Origin of the sequence: Pseudoalteromonas sp. DY56-GL79 (assembly GCF_041414765.1) — a bacterium.
Classification (GTDB): domain Bacteria; phylum Pseudomonadota; class Gammaproteobacteria; order Enterobacterales; family Alteromonadaceae; genus Pseudoalteromonas; species Pseudoalteromonas piscicida.
The window spans coordinates 188,892-211,832 of sequence record NZ_JANHZS010000001.1 but is presented as its reverse complement, the minus strand read 5'-3'; the positions used below and the strand labels follow the sequence as shown (position 1 = coordinate 211,832).

Genomic DNA, 22,941 nt, shown 5'->3' with positions numbered 1-22,941 from the left:
CTCATTGATGAGTAGCAAATTGCATTGATGAGGAACAACCGGAATAAACAAGGAAGGATTGGCATGAAGCCTTTTGACAAGTGGCCTGCGCTTGTGCAAGACGCACAGCAAGGTACATTCGATGATTCACTTTTTCAGTCAGATTCAGACGTAAAAAATTCGGCACAACCAACCAGATTGCCGATGGCTAAAGTGCCCAACATCATTCTTAAAGCACTTAACCCCCATCACACTGACTATATTCGTATTGACCCAAAAGAAGCTCGTTACTGGCATGGTGGACTTCATCACCATGACGATAGACAACTACTTGTTATTTCAAATAACCAAGCACAACGTCTCAAAACGGTTTCTCAAGGCAATGTAAAGGAGATCTTTGCGTTTATTAAAAAGTCAGCGCTTGAGGCTAAAGTGGAAGGTCAGTTCAGTTCTAGTGGCAGTAAAGGCTTCTCGGGTGGGGCGGGAGAGTTAAGCCAAAACGGTGCACATTTAGGTGCTGTAGCTAAATATGCTGCTACAAGCGATTACCCAAAAAATGATGGTGTGGGCTTCAATAGCAGCCAAGGAGCAGGTACAACGCGCCCGTCAATGGGTAAGAGTAACGCTGGGATTCAAAAAACACTCACTAAGCTAGAAAATACAGCACAACCCATAGATACTATTGCGCCATCTGTCATTATTGGTCAACCAAATCCAAAGCAAATCGTAAAACTAGAGCAAAACCAAGCCACTAAAAGACGCTTTGCAAATCATGTATTAGGGCCGGGAGAAACTGCTGCGAGTGTTGTCGAGGAGTATACTGGCACACCGAATGAAAGCCGTATATATGGCTTCAACCATCCTCAGTTTACTATAAAAAATCCTCCCAAAGCGGGTGATAAAGTCAGGGTGAATACCGGCTTTGATGTACTCGTTAAAGGGCAATTTTATAACAGCAATAGCGTTAACCTAATCTGGAAAGGGCCAACGTCGGGTTCAAAATCAGCCATATTGGAGCAAGTGAATGGCAAATATCTACCAGACAGAGGCTACGATTGGGAGTTGGCGCTACCGCTTGTGGCAGGGGAATACACATTAACCGCTGAAGCCGGAGGTGCGACGCACTCCGTGAGTTTTTCGGTTGAAGAATCTGAAGACCAACAGGAAATTATTGATTTTATATATATTCCAGAAGATAACAGCTTTATAGCAGTCACGCAGTCACTTGCCGATATTTTAGAGCAAGAAATGGAAGTACTTAACTCTCCCATGGAGCAGCTAAAGCAAGCGCTGGCTGGACAACAAGACCTCTCGAAGCAAGATGATAAAGTAATTGATGCAAAAAAGGCGTTAAACGAGACCCTAAAACCACTTGTTTCAGGCCCTAACGCTAATAAAATTACCGAAGTCATTGGCTTTAAAGGCCGAAAGTATACCTATGTGCGTAGTGATAAAATCGCCAATCATACTAGACGCTACAAAATTGATACGGACATTCGAAACGGTCGTCGTTTTAGCGATGCGAATGGCAACTTAGACCGTAGCAAACTGAACAAAGCGCTTAAAAATGATTTGAGCAAGCTAAAGGTCAATTTTAAGTATGATAAGAAGCTCGTCGACACGTATACAACCATATGGGGCGAATGGGCTAGGGAGCTTAATAAAGATCTAAATATAAAAGGGTTTGAAAAAAGCGACTATTTTGACGCCAGTGCAGAGGCGCGATTAATGCGCTACACCCATGGTGCAGGCATTGCGGCAAACTTTAGCCCAAAGGATGGTGTCTTTTCATTTCAAGCTGATGCCAAAGTTGATTTTGCTGTTGGTGAAGCAAAAGCTGCAATGAGTGGTTACTACCCTAATAAAAAAGGGTATGAATTTAAGTTTATGATGCCACTTAAAAATTCGACCAAAGAGCGTGAGATAAACTTAGGCGCGCTCCGATTAAATGCGACCATTGCCTTTTTTGGCTATGCTGGCGCGAAATTACAAGCGGCGGCGAATGTAGGCTGTACAGTAAAGCAAGGTAAAATGATGCTTGAGGGATTAACCCCTGAACAAGTAAAAGCACTTAGCCGCGCCGATCGCAAGTTTGAACCTGTAAAAGGCGAGCTCAGCGCATTCGCAGGGGTATCCGCAGGCTGTGAGTTAACTGGTGCTTTGCAGTGGGATAATCCAGAAAAATCTGGTAAATCTAGTTTTTGTGATTTAGCTAAACTAGGTGGAAAGGCAGAAGGCGCATTTGGCGCTGGTGCACATGCCGGATGTTATATTGGTTATGAAGACGGAAGGTTTATGCTTCGCGCGAAATTGGGACTTATCTGGGGCGTAGGTGCTGGCGGAGAATTAGTCTGTGAGATAGGTGTCGATGAAATTGTCACGCTTGCCCAATTTGTTTATCACCAGCTTAAAAATAATGATTATGATTACCTTGAGTTTATACAGCCATTGGCATTTAACGTGCTTTATAAGGCAGTAGCCATGCATATTGCGACAGGTAAAGATATTACTGAGTTTGTTGGTGGGACGATTGACTCGGTTGATAAATGGTGGAGAACTAAAGTGCTTATCCATGAGCAAGCCAAGGCCATTATACAGAGAGTTGAACAAACACCAGAAATGCTGAAGTTTACGGTACCTGAGTCCAAGGGAGCTTTTCTAAACTTATTAGCGAATCCCAACCTCGCTAGCCTTATAGACTCAAACGCCTACAGCTGGTCGGGCTTAAATGAGCAGCGCGAAAATGCGATTATTATTATACTTAAGCATATCCTCTGTACTGAAGAGCTAGATGAAGTACTACAACATATGGGGGAGGGCGGCGAAAAATGTAGCCGAGAAGAGGGCTTATCTCAGCTTAATAGTATTTTAGAAGGTGCTCAGCAGCGTGAGTTTGATGCATGGCGACGCCAACTACCAAGCCGAGCACGTTCCGGTTCGGTTGCTGTAGCTATGCTTAATACAACTCCATTTATCGCAATGGCTTAATTGTATACGTGCAACCAAGCTAGTTTGGTTGCACACTTAATTTTGTCGACTGATTTAGAGCACAGCGAAATCCTTTAGCGCGATACGCCTCATCAAGCTCATCTGACTCTTGCCGTGTGAATACGTTACTACCGCGAGGAGACTCTAAAAACCTGCCACCTCGCATAACCTTTTTTGTGCCTTCTTTTGGTCCTTTAGGATCCTGCTCTGGGGAGTGTTGATAGTAATCCTCAGTCCACCAGTCATTGACCCATTCAATCATATTGCCGCTTAAGTCATAAAACCCCAATGGGTTAGGTGGATAGGTGCCACTAATATGCGGTTCAGGCTCTTCGGCGAGAGAGTAATTTACACCGAGTTCAAGCATACCGGTATTGGTGGCAAACAAAATATTTTCACCACGATTTCGTGCAGCAAATTCCCATTGTGCTTCGGTTGGTAAATCAATTGGGAGTTGTGTGAGTTTTGCCAGCCATAAACAATAGTTTTTAGCACCATACCAACTTACGCCTGCCGGAAATTCAGGGGCGCGCCAGAATTCATCTTTATCCCATTTTGTCCACATGGTTTTTGGTAGGTCATTTACAGCGGTATATAAATCAAAATCGCCATAGCTTACCTCATAAGCGCCCATCGAATAGCTGGTAAGGGTCACCTTATGAGCGGGTTTATTGTCGCGGGCTATGGTCCAAGGCAAGTTATTTGGACCACCGCCATCGCCCATCATAAAGCTGCCGCCTTCAACAAACACCATTTGGGCTTTAGTGCGCTCAATCAGTGCTTGCACTTGTTTGTCTTGCTCGCCAGTAAGCGCGTCTATTCGTTCGCCAAGGTCGTCACATCCAGTCATTACTACACACAGTAATGCGAGACTTGGAGCGGTGGTATTTTTATTGGCAAGAATATCGCGCCAGTTAATGTTGGCAAAGTGGGAGAGTGAATGTATCCGTTTATTTTCCATATGGTGACTTTCCGTATGTTACTTATTTATCCTTAGTGCAGCTCAAGCATACCAAGCGTACAGGCGAAATCAAAATCGCGACAGCATAAAGTAAGTAGTTTGAATAAACGCTGACTTTTACGGTGATAAATGTGATGATAATGCACTAGTTAACTGATTGAACAGGAAGTGGTTTCGGTTTATTTAGTGCGCATCTAAACCCGATGTCCCTATAGCTAGTGTTCAGTTCATTAGACTCTTGCCGCGTATATACATTACTACCACGTGGAGATTCTAAAAAACTGCCACCTCGCATAACCTTTTTTGTGCCTTCTTTTGGCCCTTTAGAATCCTGTTCTGGGGAGTGTTGATAGTAATCCTCAGCCCACCAGTCATTGACCCATTCAATCATATTGCCGCTTAAGTCATAAAACCCCAATGGGTTAGGTGGATAGGTGCCACTAATATGCGGTTCAGGCTCTTCGGCGAGAGAGTAATTTACACCGAGTTCAAGCATACCAGTATTGGTGGCAAACAAAATGTTTTCACCACGGTTTCGTGCTGCAAATTCCCACTGTGCTTCGGTTGGTAAATCAATTGGGAGTTGTGTGAGTTTTGCCAGCCATAAGCAATAGTTCTTGGCATCATACCAATTCACCCCAGCAGAGAATTCAGGTGCGCGCCAAATTTCATCTTTATCCCATTTTGTCCACATGGTTTTTGGCAGGCCGTTTACTGCGGTATATAAATCAAAATCGCCATAGCTTACCTCATAAGCGCCCATCGAATAGCTGGTAAGGGTCACCTTATGAGCGGGTTTATTGTCGCGGGCTATGGTCCAAGGCAAGTTATTTGGACCACCGCCATCGCCCATCATAAAGCTGCCGCCTTCAACAAACACCATTTGGGCTTTAGTGCGCTCAATAAGTGCCTGTACTTGTTTGTCTTGCTCGCCAGTAAGCACGTCTATTTTTTGGCCAAGGTCGTCACACCCGCTTATGACCAAGCATAGTAATGTCGCTAAATGGGTTAATATCTGGTGATAAATCTTGTCCATAAGTGTGCTATCCACAAGGTCTTTGCATACACATTTATCATAACTTGTTTAGCTGTATTGAAACATAGCCAATGTGGCAGTAAGACCAATGTATAAATATTAAAATGACAATATAACGCTTGTGATTTATATTGCTTGGGCACTACAACCCTTGAAAGAATGAATGCTGTTCAAGATGTTGGCGGCTTTTGAATTTATAAGCAAGATTATGCCCAAAAAGAGTATGCTATGAAATCTGCAGTATTGGTAATTGATGTACAGAGTCTTTTATTCGACCCAGAGCCCAAACCGTATGCAAGTGAAGAGGTGTTAAGCCGAATTAACTTAGTGACAGATTGGGCTCGAAAGCAAGGCATGCCGGTGATCTATATTCAACATGAGCAAAGCGGTACTGCGATTGAGTATGGTAGTGAAGGTTGGCAATTACAATCGGTACTTCAAGTTGACGCCAATGATCTGTTCGTGCGTAAAACCACCCCAGACTCATTTTTAAACACAAATCTGTCTAACATACTTGAAGGACATGGAGCTCAACATATTTATATTTGTGGTTATGCTACAGAATTTTGTGTTGATACAACGAGTCGGCGAGCCGGGGGTTTGGGTTATGCAGTTACATTAGTGGCGGATGCCCATACCACGCATTGCAAAAAGCACATGTCAGGTGAACAAATAAGAATACATCATAATGCCACACTGCCAAATATCTCCAGTTTTGGAGTGAAAATATCCGCGGTGTCTACTGCCAAAATTATCGCTTTAGGTGACTGATACAGTCTAATTTTGTTGAGGGATTACCATTTCCTGTCACTGTTTTCACTTACTCGTCCTAATAACCGACTGTTAAGGGTTATACATGTTATTACACAAGTGTGAAGCAAACCGGAAACGATCCTCCTATAAGTTTTAATCTAAGCCTTTGAACCGAAGGACTATTCAATCCACATCCATGCAATTAAAGGCGGGGTAGTCGCGTTTTTAAATGTGATATTAATTACGATATCGTCTTGCGTGTTCTCGTATTTCGCTGCAAATATCAGCATTGGATCCTGACCTCTTCGAAGAGACGCTAACAAGGTTTTGGATTTTAAGCGGCCAAGCTGCGGCGCGATTTCACGGTATGCCCGTAAAAATCCCTCCTCAGAAACCTTTTTGGCTAAGTCGGCGGTTATTACAGATAAATATGCTTGATAGTTTCCTCTCTCATGCGCTTTCAAAGCGCTGTCGACAACAGGGATGAGAAGGCGAAGCGCCTCTTCTTCTGTTGAACCAAACGTTCCAAAATAATTCATAACTAGTATCCTTGTCTAATCCTACTGACTCTTCATCAACAGGTAATGAATATAAGCAATATTTTTAAGTGTCTCAAACACTGTAAAAGTCTAAGTACCTATTTCAATTGTGGGGTTAATACTTTTATACTAGGGTCTGTTGATCCTTGCTGCTGCAAAAACAAACTTGAAAGATAAACAGGCCCTAACTTACGAGTAAGCAACGTTATTTAATAAGGAGATAGTAATGAATGCTTATAATATCGAAATATTGAAACAATCCATTGACGATAAAACACGCTTTGATGGCTGGGTATTTGGTTTGCCCCCCGGAATTAAAGCCAATCAATGGCCGCTTGACCCACATACCGGTTATCCGCTAAAGCACAGCTTTACACTAAAATTGCCAGAGGGCTATCGCACTGATGAGAATGCGTATGCGGTTAGCTTTTTTGCAATCGCGGTTGAGCATAATGATGGCGGACCCGAATATATTGAAGGGTTAGAAGTGGCGTTATTTGCTGAGCAGTCGCCAGATGAACCGCTATTCGAACCCTTTTGGCAGGCGATGCAAACTGTTCATCCTAGCTGTAAGTTTGCAGCGGATACGCTAGATTGTTATTACGCAACGCTCCTGCTTAGTGAAGCTGAGTTTTACGGCGAGCTCTGTTCACCGCCAACCATTATTGAACGGCATTTTGAAGATGATGTTTGCGTCCCTGAATGGCTAGTCGAGGGTGGGGCGAGTTGCTTTTGGAAAATGAACTATTCCCAGTATCTTAGTTTGCCAGCTGAAGAGTACCAAATATATCGCGAGCTTGGTGGAATTCCCCCAGAAGCAGTGAGTTTTAACCGTGCAATTGCGCTTGTTGCCAACCCTAGTGATCCTAATGCGGGCAAGACGCCCAGCGAATATGAAGATACAGGTTATATTGACCCGTACGAAGGCGACCCTGAGTGGTTAGAGAGTGTTTCGCCAAACCATTTAGGCGGGACGAGTTTAAACGGTCAAGGGATCCCTGATTTTCTTACACCTTACTACATTGAATTCGAAGAGATCTTAGGTGGGCATAACTTTGGCGGAGGGATAGGTATGCTTGATTTGGTAAACCGCGAGTTTGATTGGAGTTGTGGCTAATATTAACTAAAAAAGCAGCCTTTATGGCCAATGCCAGTCAGTTAAGCTGACTGGCATTGGCCATAAAGGCTGCTTTACAATTTGGGCAGAGTGCTTAGGCAAGCACTGATTTTAAACGCGATTATCTTGCGTTAGTACTTTCAAAGATTTTGTCAGCAGAAGCTGCAACAAAACCAGTATAGATCTCGCCGTCAGGCTTGGCATAACGCAGAGCAAACTCATAGAAGCAGCTTGGAATGCTAAATTCACCATCGTTAAACTGTACGTTTTGATGATCAGCAAGCGTCGAAGATTGCTCTAGTAAGACTTCCGGAGAGCCTTTGATTTCGCCGCCAGAGGTGTTTAGTTCAAAACCGTTGTCTTTGAGCGCTTGGTTTACAGCTTCAATTGTGGTGAAGTTCTTCAGGTAGTTGATGCTTACCGTGAAATGGTTTGCACGGTAGCCCCATGCAGACATCCATGCGGCATACTCGCTCTCAGCGAGTAGCTTTTTGTATGTCTCGTGAGAAACACGCCAGTGGGTGCCAGAATACAGGAAGTTTTCAGCTGTTACTGCTGACTCGTCGATTTGCTCAACCATGTCTTTAACGATAGCTTGTAGTTCTTCTGAACATTTTTCAACGAGCAGCTCAGAGATAAACACCTTTGGTTTAGTTGGATCTTGGTGTTCATAGTGTTTAGCATATAGCTTTTTCGCTTCAAAGTGGTATTCGCCACACTCTGTATAACCCACAGCTTTAAAATGTGCAGCGAGCTTTTCTAGGCCTACTTTTTCAATATTAAAGGTACGCAATGCGATGTGGTCATTGATCACGTCGTCTTTTTGCGTTGAGCCGAGAAGTTCATGAACTTTAACTGCAGAAGGTGTTACTTCTAGGTAGTTGTCCCACAGGTGTTCAAATAGTGTATCTACGTTGTTGTGCATAATGGTTTCCTAATTTTTTGTCTTGGTGACAGCTTGTTAAACTTTATACCAATTGGTATCAGCACGACATTGAAATCTATAGTTTAAATGCGTTTATCAGTTCACCTTGAGTGACATCAAGCGCATTGGCTACCTCTGCGGTCAGCTGAATTTTTTCTTCTGCTTCGCACAGATAAGCCTGATCGGTAAACGTGGCTTTAAACGCGTCTAATCGACCATTTGAAATAGCAAGACTAGGGAGCTTGTCAGGTAGTGAAGCGACTATTTCAACCTCACCTTTAAACGACTCTCTAACCGTTCTAATGTTGTCGAGTTTGGCTTCTACCGTTGGACCTGCGTCGAACAAGTCAACATAGCCACGGTGTTCAAACCCTTCTTTTTGCAGTAAACGCAAAGCAGGCTTGGTTTTCTCGTGCACTTTACCTATCACAGCTTGTGCTTCTGGACTTAGTAGGTTTGCATAGATGGGATACTTGGGCATAAGTTCACAAATAAAAACTTTGTCCCCGAGACCGACCAAGTGATCTGCTTGCGGAAATTCAATGCTAAAAAAGTGCTCTTGCAGCCACTGCCAAAATGGCGAATGGCCATGTTCGTCACTTACACCACGCATTTCTGCAATAACGGTATCGCTAAAGCGCTCAGCATGTTCTGCCATAAATAAGAAACGGCTTCTTGAAAGAAAGCGACCAGCTAACCCTTGGCGATGACCTTCACGTAAAAATAGCGTGCAGATCTCAGAGCTTCCGGTGTAGTCGTTACACATCGACAGAATATCAACGGTATTATAGACACCCAAAGTTCTTGAGTGATGTACTGTTTTGCCAAGATGATAGTGATATAAAGGCACAGACATACCTACCGCAGCTTCAATCGCAGTGGTGCCTATAATTTCGCCCGTTTGTGTGTCTTCAAGGACGAACAAATAGCCTTCGTCGTATGGTTTTGACACTGACTTTGCAAAGCTTTCAACTGAGCGGTTAATTTTATTAGACAACAATTCGTCATCTACTGGCAGTGAGGTAAACCCATGGCCAGATTCAACCGCAATGGTTTTTAGCGCGTCGAAGTCAGTTTTTTGTATTGGTCTTAATACTAACATGAGAAAGAGGAGACCGAGGTCCCCAGCTCCTTAGCCGTTTACTACTGCAGCAACCGCTTGTTCAAAGCGTGCTAGACCTTCTTGGATCTCTTCATCAGTGATCACAAGAGAAGGTGTAAAACGAACTACGTTAGTGCCAGCAACTAATGACATTAAACCGTGCTCTGCACTTGCTACCAAGAAATCGCGTGCACGGCCTTCAAATTTATCATTGAGCACTGCACCAAGAAGAAGACCTTTACCGCGTACTTCAGAAAATACATTGTATTTGTCGTTAATAGCATTTAGGCCATCTCTGAATAGTTGTTCTTTGGCTTTTACGCCAGCTAACACCGATTCTGTATTTACCGTGTCAAATGCAGCTTCTGCTACCGCGCAGGCTAGTGGATTACCGCCATAAGTTGAGCCATGGGTGCTGACTTTAAGGTGAGCTGCAATTTCAGTGGTGGTAAGCATAGCGCCAATCGGGAAACCGCCGCCTAGTGCTTTTGCGCTAGTTAGGATATCAGGTGTTACACCCAATCCTTGATAAGCATATAGATCACCAGTTCGGCCAACACCCGTTTGTACTTCATCAAAAATAAGTAGCGCGTTGTGTTTATCACATAGTTCGCGCACAGCTTGGACAAACTCAGCATTTGGAGAAATGATCCCGCCTTCACCTTGAAGCGGTTCCATCATGACTGCGCAAGTGTTGTCTGAGATTGTTTTTTCAAATGCAGCTAAATCGTTATAGTCGATATGAGTGATATCAGCAGGTTTTGGACCAAAACCATCAGAATAGGCTGCTTGACCACCAACCGTTACCGTGAAGAAAGTACGGCCATGGAAGCCTTTGTTGAATGCGATAATTTGCGTTTTTTCTGCACCAAATTTATCCAGAGCCCAACGACGCGCAAGTTTAAGTGCCGCTTCGTTTGCTTCAGCGCCTGAGTTTGCGAAATAGACTTTGTCTGCGAATGTTGCATCAGTTAACTTTTTGGCAAGGCGAAGCGCAGGCTCGTTGGTCATTACATTTGATAAGTGCCAAATTTTTTCGCCTTGTTCTTTAAGTGCAGAGACGAGCGCAGGATGACAATGGCCTAGACAGTTTACGGCGATACCGCCTGCAAAATCGATGAACTCTTTACCTGTCTGATCCCATACGCGAGAGCCTTGGCCTTTAACTGGAATAACGGCTGACGGGTTGTAGTTTGGAACCATGACTTCATCGAATAATTCGCGATTTGCTTGCATGACGCTTTCTCCTAAATTGTTATCATTGTGCGGTATCACTGTCGGGCAGAAGCTGTTTACTTGTTGTTCTGCTCACAGCCAACTTGCTATTTCTTCATTATTACGCGCTTTTGTAATAATTTGCAGTGCAATAATTCACATATTTGCTATCATTTATGTCAAATTAACATGATTAAATTGCAAAATGATTAGTTCACAAGACGAAAAGCTCATTGCACTGTTGCGTAATAACGCACGAGAGAGCATCTCTGAGTTGGCACGTAAGTTAGACCTTTCCAGAACCACAGTACAAAATCGTATCGCAAAATTAGAGCAAAATGGCGTAATTAAAGGCTATCGCGTAGAGTTTGCTGAGCAGTATATGGACGATTTAGTATCGGCACACGTTTCTATTAAGGTAAAACAAAAACTCACTACAAAAGCGAATTTAGCATTGCAGCAGTTGCCAAATGTTTCTGCGCTTTATGCTATTAGTGGGGAATATGACTTGATTGCTATTGTTGAAGCACAGAGTTTGGAGCAGTTGAGTCATCTGCTGGATGAAATCGGTAATTTAGAGGGGATTGAGCGTACCAACTCGTCGGTTATCCTAGAAACCAAATTTAAGCGATAAATAACCTTACCTTGGTTCAGATTAAATACTGTGGGCGTTCATCACGATTTGCCAAGCACCCAACTTATAGCATAATAGGTTTCCTAGCGTGGAAGGTGCAGTATATAGCTAACTTTTTTCGCTTAACTATTAACAGCAGCTACCCAACTTGCTCTGGTAACCAAATGCTGGTGCCTGTGGCTGCAATATGATTCACATTGCCATTTAACACTTTGCTACCCACATTATTTGAGCTTTCAGGCCGGCTCACTAAATACCCCTGTACACAGCTAATTCCTAGGTTTTTAACTAGCTCAAATTGTTCGGTTTGTTCAACGCCCTCGGCAACAATCTTTAATTCTAACTGCTGTCCAAGTTCGCTGATGGAATTGAGGATCTTACGATACTTAGGGTTGCTATTGGCTTGAGTAATAAACAGTTTATCGATTTTTATCACATCGATAGGTAAATCGGCGAGGGTGCTTAGCGAGCTAAAACCTGTTCCAAAGTCGTCTATTGCGACACTTATTCCTGCATCTCGGCATTGTTGCAATTGTGAAATCGTTTCATTGCTGGCCTTGATAAGAGTGGATTCCGTGATCTCCAGCATCAAAGCAGTGGCTGGTAGACCGGTTTTTTCTAGGGCCGCATTTACCCATTCAAAGACCTTTCTGTGTTTTAGTTGTATTCCAGAAACGTTAACTGAGATTTTTACCTTTTTCATCCCTGCATTATGCCATGCACACATTTGCCTACACGACTCAAGTAGGATCCAATCACCAAGCTCTAAAATTAAATTAGATTCCTCTGCAATTGGAATAAATTCGGCCGGTGGAATTTGCCCTTCTATCGGATGGTTCCAGCGAATAAGCGCCTCAAAATAGTCAATAGCACAATCTTCAACATGCACTATCGGTTGGAATGACAGATAAAAGCTTTGCGCAGAGATAGCAAGTCGTAACTCTTCCAATAGGTAATGATAACGTCGCATTTTCGACCCCATTTCGGGGGAATAAACTTTAAAAATTCCACGACCATCCGTTTTTGCTCTGTACATGGCAACATCAGCCATCTGTAATAACGAGTTCGGTGTTGCCGCACTATCTGGGTATACCGCGATGCCGATACTTGCTCCAATTTTGACAAGCTTATTGCCAAGCAAGAAATCACGCTCTATATCACTAAGAATGGACTGGGCGATTTCTGTGCACAAACTTGGATTGTTTAATTTGGGAATAAATAGCGAAAATTCATCGCCGCCGAGTCTTGAAAGGTTTTGCTCAAGGCCATGAATAGGGTGGCAGTCTTCTAAACCATATTGGCGAACCACTTTTGCGAGCCGAGCAGCAACTTGGATCAGAATTTCGTCGCCAAAACTGTGGCCAAAGGAATCATTGACCTGCTTAAAGCCGTCCAAATCAATAAATAGTAGGCCACATTTTTGTTGCGCCAACTCTGCTTGTTTTAACTTTGCCTCGATATGGTCAATATATGCATGTCTATCTATAAGCTTTGTGAGCTTGTCTTGAAAAATTTGAGACTCTGAATGGCGTTTTACTCGTGCAAGATGGCTAGACAAATCGTGGATCGCATGGCTGAGCTTGGCAAGAGAGGACTTATGGTGCAGTGGCGCACTGTCGACCTCTAAACGCCTCAATATTCCACCTACGTCCTTATTCACCTCGCTGATATCTTCATCTTGATTACGGTAGCGGCGCTCTGCCTTAAAAAGATACGCAACAATCACGAGTAAAGTTGCAATTGAAATGAGAGTGATTGGAGAAGTAAATACGGCATACCAAACTGTACTTACATCCAAATATTTGGGTATTCCGAGCGTTGATTCTACCGCAACATAAGTGTGGTTTCCACTTGCTGCAAAGTTCAAACCGTGCAGTAGTGGGGAATACCAAGGTGATACCATTGATGCTGTAAGGTGCTCATTTGCCGGGGTTGTAGCGATCAGCTCAAGCACGTGAGCCTTAAAAGATAGATGCAGCAATATGACAACAAATAATGTGCCCAGAAGTAGGGTACTTGTTAGTCTTATCGCGTTTGGCATGAATAGGCTTTCCTTAGTAATTCAGACTCTTGCATATTACGGAGTAATAATACGTAGGTGCGACCTTCATCGCAAAAAATGTAATCTGAAATTATAGTTGCTAACCTAGTTTTTTACACACTTTAGCATTCAGTTGCAAACTTCATCGTGCAAAAGTACTAAAAATTTCACTTTGCAGACTGCTTTATATGAGCGGGATCAATTATTAGTTAAATTCACTTTACATGATAACCATTCTTAACTAGCTTTCTTGTTGACTCTTAATGTGATTGGCTCAGTGATTGCAAGGAACTTATAGCAAACTGAAATCACTGCTTATCTGATTTAGATTGCGCCAAAGCGGTGCAAAATTGCACCAAATTTGTACTGTCATACAAACTCAATATTTGTTTGCTGTACTTAGGGCTGTTGATTTTTAAAGCGAACGGTGAGTTGCCATCTAATTAAAATTTAATTTTGCAATTTAATTTCACTTAAATCTCAATATGCTCGACATAAATCGTACACAGTTACCAGTCGTTTGCAGTATTAGCGTACGTCACTGTGAAATAAAGGACTCACAAAAGGTAAACGGGGGTTATATGCTCACTAAACGGTTTTTCAAAACAAAAGACGAAGCAGAAATTACATTTTCATTTTCACACCCAGAAGCGAAAACGGTGGAACTTGCTGGTGATTTTAATGATTGGCAACCCGAGCCGATGAAATTCATCAAAAAAGACAGTGCGTTTAAGCTCAAACACCGTTTACCAACCGACAAAGATTACCACTTCAGATATTTGATTGATGGTGAAGTCTGGGACAATGATCATCAAGCAGATGATTATGTGCCAAATGGCTTTGGAGAAGACAACAGTGTCGTGTCCACAGCGAGAGCGTAACATTATAAATGGACAACATTGCCCAGCTTCTTTATCTCTATGGTATTGGTTATGAATACCATAAATACACCGGTGATCATGTGGTATTTGATCACCAAACTCGCCTACAGGCATTGCAGGAGTGCGGTGTTGATGTCAGTAATCTAGATGAAATAAATACGCTCAATTTTGAGCTGGATATTGCTAAGTGGTTAACGCCAGTTGAAGCCATTACTTTGGTTTGCAAAGAGACGCCAACTATTACGATAAGAGTGGATGCCGGCCTGCAAATTAACGAATTAATTGTGTCGATCCCCGCATTGGGTTATTGCTGTGTTTGCGATCCAAACAAGCAAGTCGCGGTTGGGGATTACCGCTATCAAGATACACGTTATGTTCAACTTGAAGTGCCAATAAACGCGATTGAAGTGGGTTATCATAGCGCTGAGGTAATGTTAAACGGTGCGCGGTTTGAGACAGAACTTTGGGTGACGCCTAAACAGTGTTATGACCCAATTGAACAACATAAAAAGCTCCTTGGATTGTCTATTCAGTTATATTCGTTAAAGCCTGCTGGCAGCAAGCTAAGTGCGGATTTTTATGAGCTAAAGCAATTAGTTGAGGCTAGCGCAGCTGAAGGGGTTGACTATATTTTGTTAAACCCACTGCATTTGTTGTTTGTTGATGAACCAGAAAAAGCAAGTCCGTACAGCCCAAATGACCGCCGCCTACTGCACCCTTTTTACATTTCTATAGAGCTTTTGTGTGAACAATTTGGCTTAGATGTGAGTGTGTTCGCCGGCTATTTAGACGTCTCAAAGAGTGACTTGAACACGACATATCTTGATATGACTCACTGTATGGAAAGTAAGCTTAACGCGTTACGTTTTGCGTGGCAGTTATTGTGTCAACAAACTGGAGCGTGGCGTGCAGACTTTGCTCGATTTTGCCAGGCTAAGCAGCAAGAGCTTAAGGCATTTGAGGACGATGACTTTGCTAAATTTTTACAATGGCTTGCGTTTGAACAATTAACGCAATGCCAATCTTCGGCACTGAATGCTGGTATGGCCGTAGGCTTAATCAATGACTTAGCCGTTGGATGTGCTGACGGCTCAAGCGAATACAACAGCAATAAAAATTTGTATGCCAAACATGCTCGCGTGGGCGCGCCTCCGGACCCTTGGGCAGAGCTCGGTCAAAACTGGGGGTTACCAGCGTTAAACCCTGTTAAGTTAAAAGCGCAGCGCTTTGCATTTTTTAAACAGCTGATCCAAGCGAACATCACCGGTGTTGGGGCATTAAGAATTGACCATGTGATGGGCCTAAGAAGGTTGTGGTGGTGCTTTTATCAAGATCAGCAGCAAACAGGTTGCTACGTATATTATCCATTTGAGTACCTTTTAGCTATCCTCAAAATTGAGTCCGTCAAACATCAAGTGATGATCATTGGTGAAGACTTAGGGGTTGTTCCAATCGAAATCAAAGAAGCAATGTATGAGTCTCATATATACAGCAATATTCTTTTTTACTTCGAGAAGGATTATCACGGTCAGTTTTTAGCACCCACGCATTATAAGCACAATGCGTTACTCATGGTTGCTAACCATGACGTCCCACCATTTTTTGGCTGGTGGAGCCATGATGACCTTAGGTTGAAACGTGAATATCAGTTATTGAGCGAACCCCAACTGACAAAAGCGGATGAAGAGCGAACATCTGAGCGAGAAAAGCTTTGTCATTGGCTTGGACGCTATGGTGAGGTGAATGTCAGCCTTGCGAGCGAAGCCCGTGATGTGTATCAGGCGCTGATCAATGTACTCGCCAAGTCGCCTGCAAAAATGCTGACAATTCAGTTTGATGACCTCGACGAACAGAAGTTACCAGTGAATATTCCTGGTACTGACCAAGAGTATCCAAACTGGAGAAGGCGACTTAATCAGACATCAGCGGAAATTATTGCAAGTTCTCGGCCGCTGATCCGAGATGCGGTAACCAGCAGGAAAGAATAGATGAATACAAGAGCAAAAATAGAAGACGCCCAAGTAGATGACTACATCAGTCAATTAGCCGCTTTGGAAGCCGGTAAGTGTCGCGACCCATTTGCCTTTTTAGGGCTACACCAGCTAGATGCCAAGCGCTCAGTCGTGCGCTGTTTTATTCCAGGTGCGACAGAAGTTAAGGTGCTTACCAGCGATAGCAGCTACGCTCTTGAACGGTTTCGCAAAAGTGCGCTATTCACATTAGATTTTAAAGCGGATGACATCAGTAAAGATTACCTTCTTGAAGTGCACTACCCAGAGCAAACCGTTACTGGGAGAGATGTATATAGTTTTGATAGTTGCTTGGCGGATGATGCCTTGTACTTATTTAATGAAGGGACACAAGCCCAAGCTTATTTGCATCTAGGTGCACATCAAGTAGAGATAGAGGGAGTAATTGGGTTTCGATTTGGTGTTTGGGCGCCAAATGCCTTGTCTGTTTCTGTGATAGGTGAATTTAACCATTGGCAGGCTGTGCAACATCCAATGCGATTACATCCAGCCAGTGGTGTATGGGAGCTTTTTATTCCAGCTCTGGAGGTTGATTGTTGCTATAAATTTGCAATCACCACATTTGAGGGTGAGCGCATAGAAAAGGCCGATCCATTTGCATTTAAAATGGAACAAGCACCAGGCACGGCGAGTATAACTCAGGCGCGACCAGCCGCTTTCACGTTGAGCCAAGCTGAGCATGATAAAAAATCGTTGCGTAATAAAGTCAATGCACCCATTAGTATTTATGAGGTGCATTTGGGCTCGTGGAAGCGCCGAGAGGAAGAAGGTAATCGCTATCTGACGTATCGAGAGTTAGCGGACGACCTTATCCTCTATGTAAAGGCACTGGGATTTACCCATTTGCAACTGATGCCTATCAGTGAATATCCTTTTGATGGCTCGTGGGGCTACCAACCAGTGGGGTTATTCTCGCCAACCAGTCGCTTTGGTGGCGTGGAGGATTTTGCTTACTTCGTTGAGTGCTGTCATCGTGAAGAGCTCGGATTACTTATCGACTGGGTACCGGGACATTTTCCATCAGATCCCCATGGTTTACATAAGTTTGATGGTACGCATCTATTCGAACATGCTGATAAGCGGCAAGGGTTTCACCCAGATTGGAATACCTATATTTTTAACTACGATCGCGCTGAAGTAAAAAGCTTTTTGCTGTCGAATGCAATGTATTGGATAAAAGAATACGCCATCGATGGTTTAAGAGTGGATGCTGTGGCATCGATGCTTTATTTGGATTACAGCCGTAAACATGGGGAGTGGGTGCCAAATCAATATGGCGGTCGTGAAAACCTAGGTGCAATAGAGTGCCTCAAATCAGTCAATACCAAATGCTATGGTGTTGACGAAGGTATTATGATGGTCGCTGAAGAATCCACAGCTTGGCCCGGCGTTACCCGCAGTGTTGAACACGATGGTTTGGGTTTTGGTTATAAGTGGAATATGGGGTGGATGAATGACACGCTAAACTATATGTCCAAAGACCCAATTCACCGCAAGTACCATCACCATGAAATGACCTTTTCGATGGTGTACGCCTATTCTGAAAATTACATCTTGCCATTAAGTCACGATGAAGTGGTACATGGCAAAGGTGCGCTACTAAGCAAAATGCCAGGAGACGATTGGCAGCAATTCGCTAATTTACGTGCCTACTATGGCTTTATGTTTGCCCACCCAGGTAAAAAGTTGCTGTTCATGGGCGCTGAACTTGCCCCCCGAGAGGAGTGGGATCATAACCAACAACTCAACTGGAAGTTGCTTGAAAGTGAAGCACACCAAGGCGTGTATAAGTGTGTCAAAGCGCTCAATACGACCTATAAATCAACGCCGCAACTATTCGAGTGTGATAACAAATCAACAGGATTTAATTGGATTGATGGGGGGAACGCTGAGCAAAGCATATTTAGTTTTGTACGCTACGGACGAGATGGTGTTACACCGCTGGTGGTGATAGCAAACTTTACGCCACAAACCCATTTTCAATTCCGTTTAGGCGTGCCGTCAGCGGGTGTGTATCAAGTTATCTTAAACACGGATGACAAAGCGTTTTGGGGGAGCGGCGTTGGAGTTGTTGCACATAAACAACAACTCATTGAATCGAAAAACATAGCAAGTCATGGCCTTGAGCAAAGTATTGATATAACCGTTCCGCCTTTGGCAACCGTGTATTTGCAGCTGATCTCTGGTGGCACATGCTAACCAGTTATCGCGGCGATCATCAATTATTAGGTGCAACGGCTAGTGATAAAGGCGTTAACTTTTGTGTTTATGCACCGAAAGCGAAACGTGTAACCCTGTGTCTGTTCGACAAAAGCGGCCATAGCGAAGTGAATCGGATAGGGATGTTTCGGCATGAGGGCGGAAATTGGTCATTGTTTATTGAAGGAGCAAAAGTCGGAGACTTATATGGCTATCGGGTAGACGGGGAGTATAGTGCGGAAAAAGGGCTGCTTTTCAATGCCAATAAGTTACTCTTAGACCCATATTGCCGCGACTTTTTTGGTGAGTTTACTTGGAGTGAACGGCATTTTTGCCATTTGCCAGTAGGTCATTTAAACCCTTCAGATAACGCCTGTGATATGCCCAAGAGTAAAGTGACAGCGATTGAGAAGTATCAAGGGAAGCGACCCAAGACTCCGTGGAGTAAAACGGTGATCTATGAATGCCATGTTAAAGGGGCAACTGTTCGACACCCAGATATTCCAAGTAAACACCAAGGTAAATATTTAGGGATTGCTGAACAAATCTTTATCGATCACCTAAAGCATATTGGTGTTACTGCGATTGAGCTGCTACCTGTGCATGCGTTTATCAATGAGCAGTTTCTGACGACCAAAGGACTAAAAAATTATTGGGGGTATAACAGCCTCAACTTTTTTACGCCACACAAAAGTTATCTCGTTAACGACGACATCAACGAATTTAAGGTAATGGTAGAGCGGCTCCATCAAGCCGGTATTGAGGTTATTTTGGATGTGGTGTTTAACCATACTGCGGAAGGTGGTTTGGATGGCCCGACAATAAGCTTTAAAGGGTTTGATAACCTGACTTATTACAGCACCTTGCCGAGTAAGCCCAATGTCTACATTAATGACACTGGCTGCGGAAACACGATAAATATCTCGAATCCAGTGGTATTAAGACTTGTATTGGACAGCTTGCGCTATTGGGTGGAATACATGGGGGTGGACGGTTTTCGCTTTGATTTGGCGACGATCCTTGCTCGTCAAGCCTCGGGATTTTCAAATCAACATGCGTTTTTGCAAGCGATCCATCAAGACCCTGTGCTTAGCAAAGTAAAGCTGATTGCCGAGCCTTGGGATATTGGTCCTGGTGGGTATCAACTTGGACTATTTCCTTCTCCTTGGCGTGAGTGGAATGATAAATATCGAGATACCGTTAGGCGCTTCTGGCGTGGCGATGAGGGAGTATTGCCAGAGCTTGCGATGCGTATTCATGGCTCCAGTGACCTGTTTGAACATAACTTACGGGGTCCTTTGAACTCCATAAATTTTCTTACCAGTCATGACGGCTTCTCATTATTTGATTGGACGGCTTACGAGCATAAACATAATGAAGCAAACGGTGAGGCAAATAGAGACGGCCACAGTGAAAACTTTTCATTTAATTGTGGGGTAGAAGGGTTCAGTGCCGATCCCCAAATCAATGAATTGCGCCTCAGTATGCAGAAAAATGCATTACTCACTTTGTTTTTATCCAAAGGGATCCCGATGATTTGTGCGGGCACCGAAATGGCACATACGCAAAGTGGCAACAATAATGCTTACTGCCAAGACAACTGCACGAGCTGGCTGGCATGGAAAAACCACCAGCAACACCACACGTTAACTTTTTTTATCCAAGATTTACTTGCGCTTCGTAAGCAATTTGCCGCTTTTTCTCACTCATTTTATGTCCATGACAGTGACAGTCGTTTTGCGGTGAATTGGTTTAATGAACAAGCAAAGCCGTTATCGCCTGAACAGTGGCGAGAGCCAAGCCGTAAATGGTTGAGTTACACCATCACCGATCAGCAGCTCGGGCAAAGCCTGCTAATAATATTGAACGCCAGTGAGAGTACATTGCAAATAAAGTTGCCGTTTAGTGCATTTTCATCTCATTGGCAGCAAGCAATTACCACCGCGGTTGAACCGCAAAAACCAGAGTTAGATTCATATTTACAGGTTCCAGCTAAGTCAGCATGGATATTTACATCAATCAAAGGGGATGAAAAGCATGGCTAATAAAAGTGCGCCAGTATGCGTCGTAAAACATTGGCAAGATGCACCAAAGATAGATGAAAACACCTTGAGTGATGATTTGACTCGTCACTTTTACTACACCTTAGGTCGGGACAAAGTAGGAGAGTCGCGACTGTATTTGTACCATGCATTAGCCTTGACTATTCGTGACCGATTAGTCGCCCGTTGCCGGGCAACCAAAGAGCACATTAAGAGTAAAAAGACGCGTAAAGCAGCTTACCTCTCGTTGGAATTTTTAATGGGTAGAGCGCTGTCTAATGCGGTGTTAAATCTAGACTTAGAAGAACAAGTTCAAGCGGCATTACAAGAATACTGTACTGAGCTTGAAGAGGTCGCGCAGGCTGAACATGATGCAGGTCTTGGTAATGGTGGTTTAGGCCGTCTTGCAGCTTGTTTTTTGGATAGCTGTGCTTCATTAGCCCTTCCTGTTGTTGGTTACGGTTTGCGTTATGAATTTGGGATGTTTAACCAAACCTGTGAACAGGGTCACCAAGTAGAACAGCCAGATAACTGGCTCCGTGAAGGTTATCCATGGGAACTTGCCGCACCAGAACAAGCTCGAAGAGTTAAGTTTTTTGGTCATGTTGAAGTGCATACCGACAAAAATGGTAGGCAGCATCGTGAGTGGCTTGATACGCAAGATATTCTCGCGGTGCCTTACGACGTTCCTGTTCCTGGATATCGTAATGAGGTGGTAAACACATTAAGACTATGGAAATCAGAGGCAACTGATGAGTTTGACCTCAACGAATTTAACGCCGGTAGTTACTCAGAAGCGGTAGCGAAAAAGAATCTCGCTGAGCAGATAACGATGGTGCTGTACCCCAATGATGCCAGTGAAAATGGCAAAGAGCTGAGACTAAGGCAGCAGTACTTTTTATCCAGCGCGAGCTTGCAAGATGTGATCGCAACGTGGGTTGAGCAATATGGCGATGATTTCGGTGATTTTGCGGATTATCATGTATTCCAACTCAATGATACCCACCCCAGTATTGCCGTAGCAGAGTTAATGCGAATTTTATTAGATGATTACGAGCTGGAATGGGATGCCGCATGGAAGATAACGACATCAACCATGGCATACACCAATCATACTTTATTGCCTGAAGCATTAGAGCGCTGGTCTGTGAGCTTATTTGAGCGCTTGTTACCAAGGCTGCTAGAAATTATCTATGAGATCAATGCCCGCTTTTTGTCGGAAGTTGCACTGAAATGGCCCGGTGATATCGAAAAACAGCGTGCGCTGTCACTCATTGAGGAGTCCAGTCATCCTCAAATTCGCATGGCGTATCTTGCGATCGTAGGCAGTTATTCTGTCAATGGTGTTGCTGCACTGCATACCGAGCTATTAAAAGCTGGTTTGTTTAACGATTTCTATCAACTTTGCCCAGAGAAGTTTAATAATAAAACCAACGGGGTGACGCCAAGACGCTGGTTATCGCACTGTAATCCAGAACTGGCGCAATTGATCAGCGATAAAATTGGCGACGGGTGGCAAGCTGATTTTTCTAAAATTAGTGAACTACGTCGTTTTTACGATAACCACGCCTTCCAAAAGCAGTGGCTAACAGTCAAACAAAACAACAAACAACGTCTGGCTGAGCTAATTGCCCATGAATGTCAGGTGGAGTTTGACCCAACTATGATGTTTGATGTTCAAGTCAAGCGTATTCATGAATACAAGCGCCAGCTACTTAACGTATTGCACGTTATCCATCTTTACGATCGGATCTGTCGTGGTGATGTGGCAGAGCTTGTTCCTCGTTGCGTACTGTTTGGAGGTAAGGCTGCACCTGGTTATTACATGGCGAAGAAGATCATTAAATTAATCAATAATGTTGCTAATGTTATCAACAATGACCCCGCGGCGAGGCCCTATCTTCGAGTGGCTTTCATGCCCAATTACAATGTATCAAAAATGGAAGTGATTTGCCCTGCAACAGACTTATCAGAGCAAATTTCAACCGCAGGAAAAGAAGCGTCTGGCACTGGCAACATGAAGTTTATGATGAATGGCGCAATCACCATAGGCACCTTAGATGGTGCAAATATCGAAATACGAGAATGTGTTGGTGCAGACAACTTTTACTTATTTGGTGTAACTGCTGAACAAGCACAGCAAGTGCGCCAAAATTATCAGCCCCTTAAGATAATAGAAAGCAACAATGACCTAAAACGCGTTATGGCTTTGCTCGAAAGTGGGCACTTTAACCTATTTGAGCCTAATATCTTTGATGACGTAATCAACTCAATTAAGAGTAGTACCGATCCTTGGTTAGTGGCACAAGATTTTCCTTCCTATGTTGAGAGCCAGGAGCATGCGGCCCAAGCATACAAAGACAAGGAACATTGGCTGCGTATGAGTATTCTCAATACCGCAGCAAGTGGAAAATTTTCTAGCGATAGAACAATTCAAGATTACAGCGATGATATTTGGCGCTTGAGCCCAATGCAGTAGTCACCGCAAAAAAGTTATGG

The 22,941-nt window shown here is 43.5% G+C and carries 16 protein-coding genes and 1 pseudogene; 9 read left to right on the top strand and 8 right to left on the bottom strand.

Translation table 11 applies throughout. The features are described from left to right. Window positions 1-63: 63 nt before the first annotated feature. On the top strand, window positions 64-2,967 hold the full coding sequence (locus NO992_RS00805) for a hypothetical protein (protein WP_371373519.1): 2,904 nt from the start codon (window positions 64-66) through the stop codon (window positions 2,965-2,967). Window positions 2,968-2,986: 19 nt separating this feature from the next. Here NO992_RS00805 and NO992_RS00800 read toward each other — a convergent pair whose 3' ends face one another. After that, window positions 2,987-3,928, bottom strand: a complete 942-nt coding sequence (locus NO992_RS00800) for a formylglycine-generating enzyme family protein (RefSeq protein ID WP_371373516.1) — start codon at window positions 3,926-3,928, stop codon at window positions 2,987-2,989. A gap of 145 nt (window positions 3,929-4,073) precedes the next feature. Beyond that, a complete protein-coding gene (locus NO992_RS00795; protein WP_371373513.1) occupies window positions 4,074-4,964 on the bottom strand; it encodes a formylglycine-generating enzyme family protein in 891 nt (296 codons plus the stop codon). Between the two features lie 228 nt (window positions 4,965-5,192). Between NO992_RS00795 and NO992_RS00790 the strand changes: the two genes are divergently transcribed. Then, window positions 5,193-5,735: a cysteine hydrolase family protein gene (locus tag NO992_RS00790; RefSeq protein ID WP_371373510.1), complete on the top strand. Its 543-nt coding sequence runs from the start codon at window positions 5,193-5,195 to the stop codon at window positions 5,733-5,735. Window positions 5,736-5,896: 161 nt separating this feature from the next. On the opposite strand, the gene NO992_RS00785 is transcribed toward NO992_RS00790, so the two are convergent. Beyond that, the gene (locus tag NO992_RS00785) at window positions 5,897-6,256 is read right to left on the bottom strand and encodes a hypothetical protein (RefSeq protein ID WP_305775885.1); all 360 of its coding nucleotides are present in this window, start codon (window positions 6,254-6,256) and stop codon (window positions 5,897-5,899) included. Window positions 6,257-6,482: 226 nt separating this feature from the next. On the opposite strand from NO992_RS00785, the gene NO992_RS00780 reads away from it, so the two are divergent. Beyond that, window positions 6,483-7,373, top strand: a complete 891-nt coding sequence (locus NO992_RS00780; protein ID WP_371373507.1) for a hypothetical protein — start codon at window positions 6,483-6,485, stop codon at window positions 7,371-7,373. Between the two features lie 37 nt (window positions 7,374-7,410). Here the strand turns inward: NO992_RS00780 and NO992_RS00775 are convergent. The 4 genes and pseudogenes from NO992_RS00775 to NO992_RS00760 form a co-directional block, all read right to left on the bottom strand. Next, window positions 7,411-7,461: pseudogene (locus tag NO992_RS00775) on the bottom strand (MJ0042-type zinc finger domain-containing protein); the annotation flags it as partial. 33 nt (window positions 7,462-7,494) lie between these two features. Then, window positions 7,495-8,298: a DUF1338 domain-containing protein gene (locus tag NO992_RS00770; RefSeq protein WP_010373001.1), complete on the bottom strand. Its 804-nt coding sequence runs from the start codon at window positions 8,296-8,298 to the stop codon at window positions 7,495-7,497. Between the two features lie 76 nt (window positions 8,299-8,374). Continuing rightward, window positions 8,375-9,400: an arginine N-succinyltransferase gene (gene astA / locus NO992_RS00765; protein WP_010372999.1), complete on the bottom strand. Its 1,026-nt coding sequence runs from the start codon at window positions 9,398-9,400 to the stop codon at window positions 8,375-8,377. 30 nt (window positions 9,401-9,430) lie between these two features. Then, complete coding sequence (locus NO992_RS00760; RefSeq protein ID WP_371373502.1) at window positions 9,431-10,636, bottom strand: aspartate aminotransferase family protein; 1,206 nt, start codon at window positions 10,634-10,636, stop codon at window positions 9,431-9,433. 184 nt (window positions 10,637-10,820) lie between these two features. Between NO992_RS00760 and NO992_RS00755 the strand changes: the two genes are divergently transcribed. Then, window positions 10,821-11,249: an Lrp/AsnC family transcriptional regulator gene (locus tag NO992_RS00755; RefSeq protein ID WP_010372995.1), complete on the top strand. Its 429-nt coding sequence runs from the start codon at window positions 10,821-10,823 to the stop codon at window positions 11,247-11,249. Window positions 11,250-11,388: 139 nt separating this feature from the next. Here the strand turns inward: NO992_RS00755 and NO992_RS00750 are convergent, their stop codons facing one another. Then, the gene (locus NO992_RS00750; RefSeq protein ID WP_371373499.1) at window positions 11,389-13,290 is read right to left on the bottom strand and encodes a putative bifunctional diguanylate cyclase/phosphodiesterase; all 1,902 of its coding nucleotides are present in this window, start codon (window positions 13,288-13,290) and stop codon (window positions 11,389-11,391) included. Window positions 13,291-13,871: 581 nt separating this feature from the next. On the opposite strand from NO992_RS00750, the gene NO992_RS00745 reads away from it, so the two are divergent. Genes NO992_RS00745 through NO992_RS00725 form a run of 5 tightly spaced genes read left to right on the top strand, consistent with a single transcriptional unit; the run spans window position 13,872 to window position 22,921 of the window. Further along, on the top strand, window positions 13,872-14,171 hold the full coding sequence (locus NO992_RS00745; protein WP_010372991.1) for an isoamylase early set domain-containing protein: 300 nt from the start codon (window positions 13,872-13,874) through the stop codon (window positions 14,169-14,171). An 8-nt stretch (window positions 14,172-14,179) separates the two neighbouring features. Further along, on the top strand, window positions 14,180-16,159 hold the full coding sequence (malQ, locus tag NO992_RS00740) for a 4-alpha-glucanotransferase (protein ID WP_371373496.1): 1,980 nt from the start codon (window positions 14,180-14,182) through the stop codon (window positions 16,157-16,159). Continuing rightward, window positions 16,160-18,400 (top strand): 1,4-alpha-glucan branching protein GlgB, encoded by a 2,241-nt coding sequence (gene glgB / locus NO992_RS00735; RefSeq protein WP_371373493.1) that lies wholly within the window; start codon window positions 16,160-16,162, stop codon window positions 18,398-18,400. It abuts the gene before it with no gap. Next, the gene (gene glgX / locus NO992_RS00730; protein WP_371373491.1) at window positions 18,394-20,445 is read left to right on the top strand and encodes a glycogen debranching protein GlgX; all 2,052 of its coding nucleotides are present in this window, start codon (window positions 18,394-18,396) and stop codon (window positions 20,443-20,445) included. The genes glgB and glgX overlap by 7 nt, the downstream gene beginning before the upstream one ends. Next, window positions 20,438-22,921 (top strand): glycogen/starch/alpha-glucan phosphorylase, encoded by a 2,484-nt coding sequence (locus NO992_RS00725; protein ID WP_371373488.1) that lies wholly within the window; start codon window positions 20,438-20,440, stop codon window positions 22,919-22,921. The genes glgX and NO992_RS00725 overlap by 8 nt, the downstream gene beginning before the upstream one ends. Window positions 22,922-22,941: the final 20 nt, after the last annotated feature.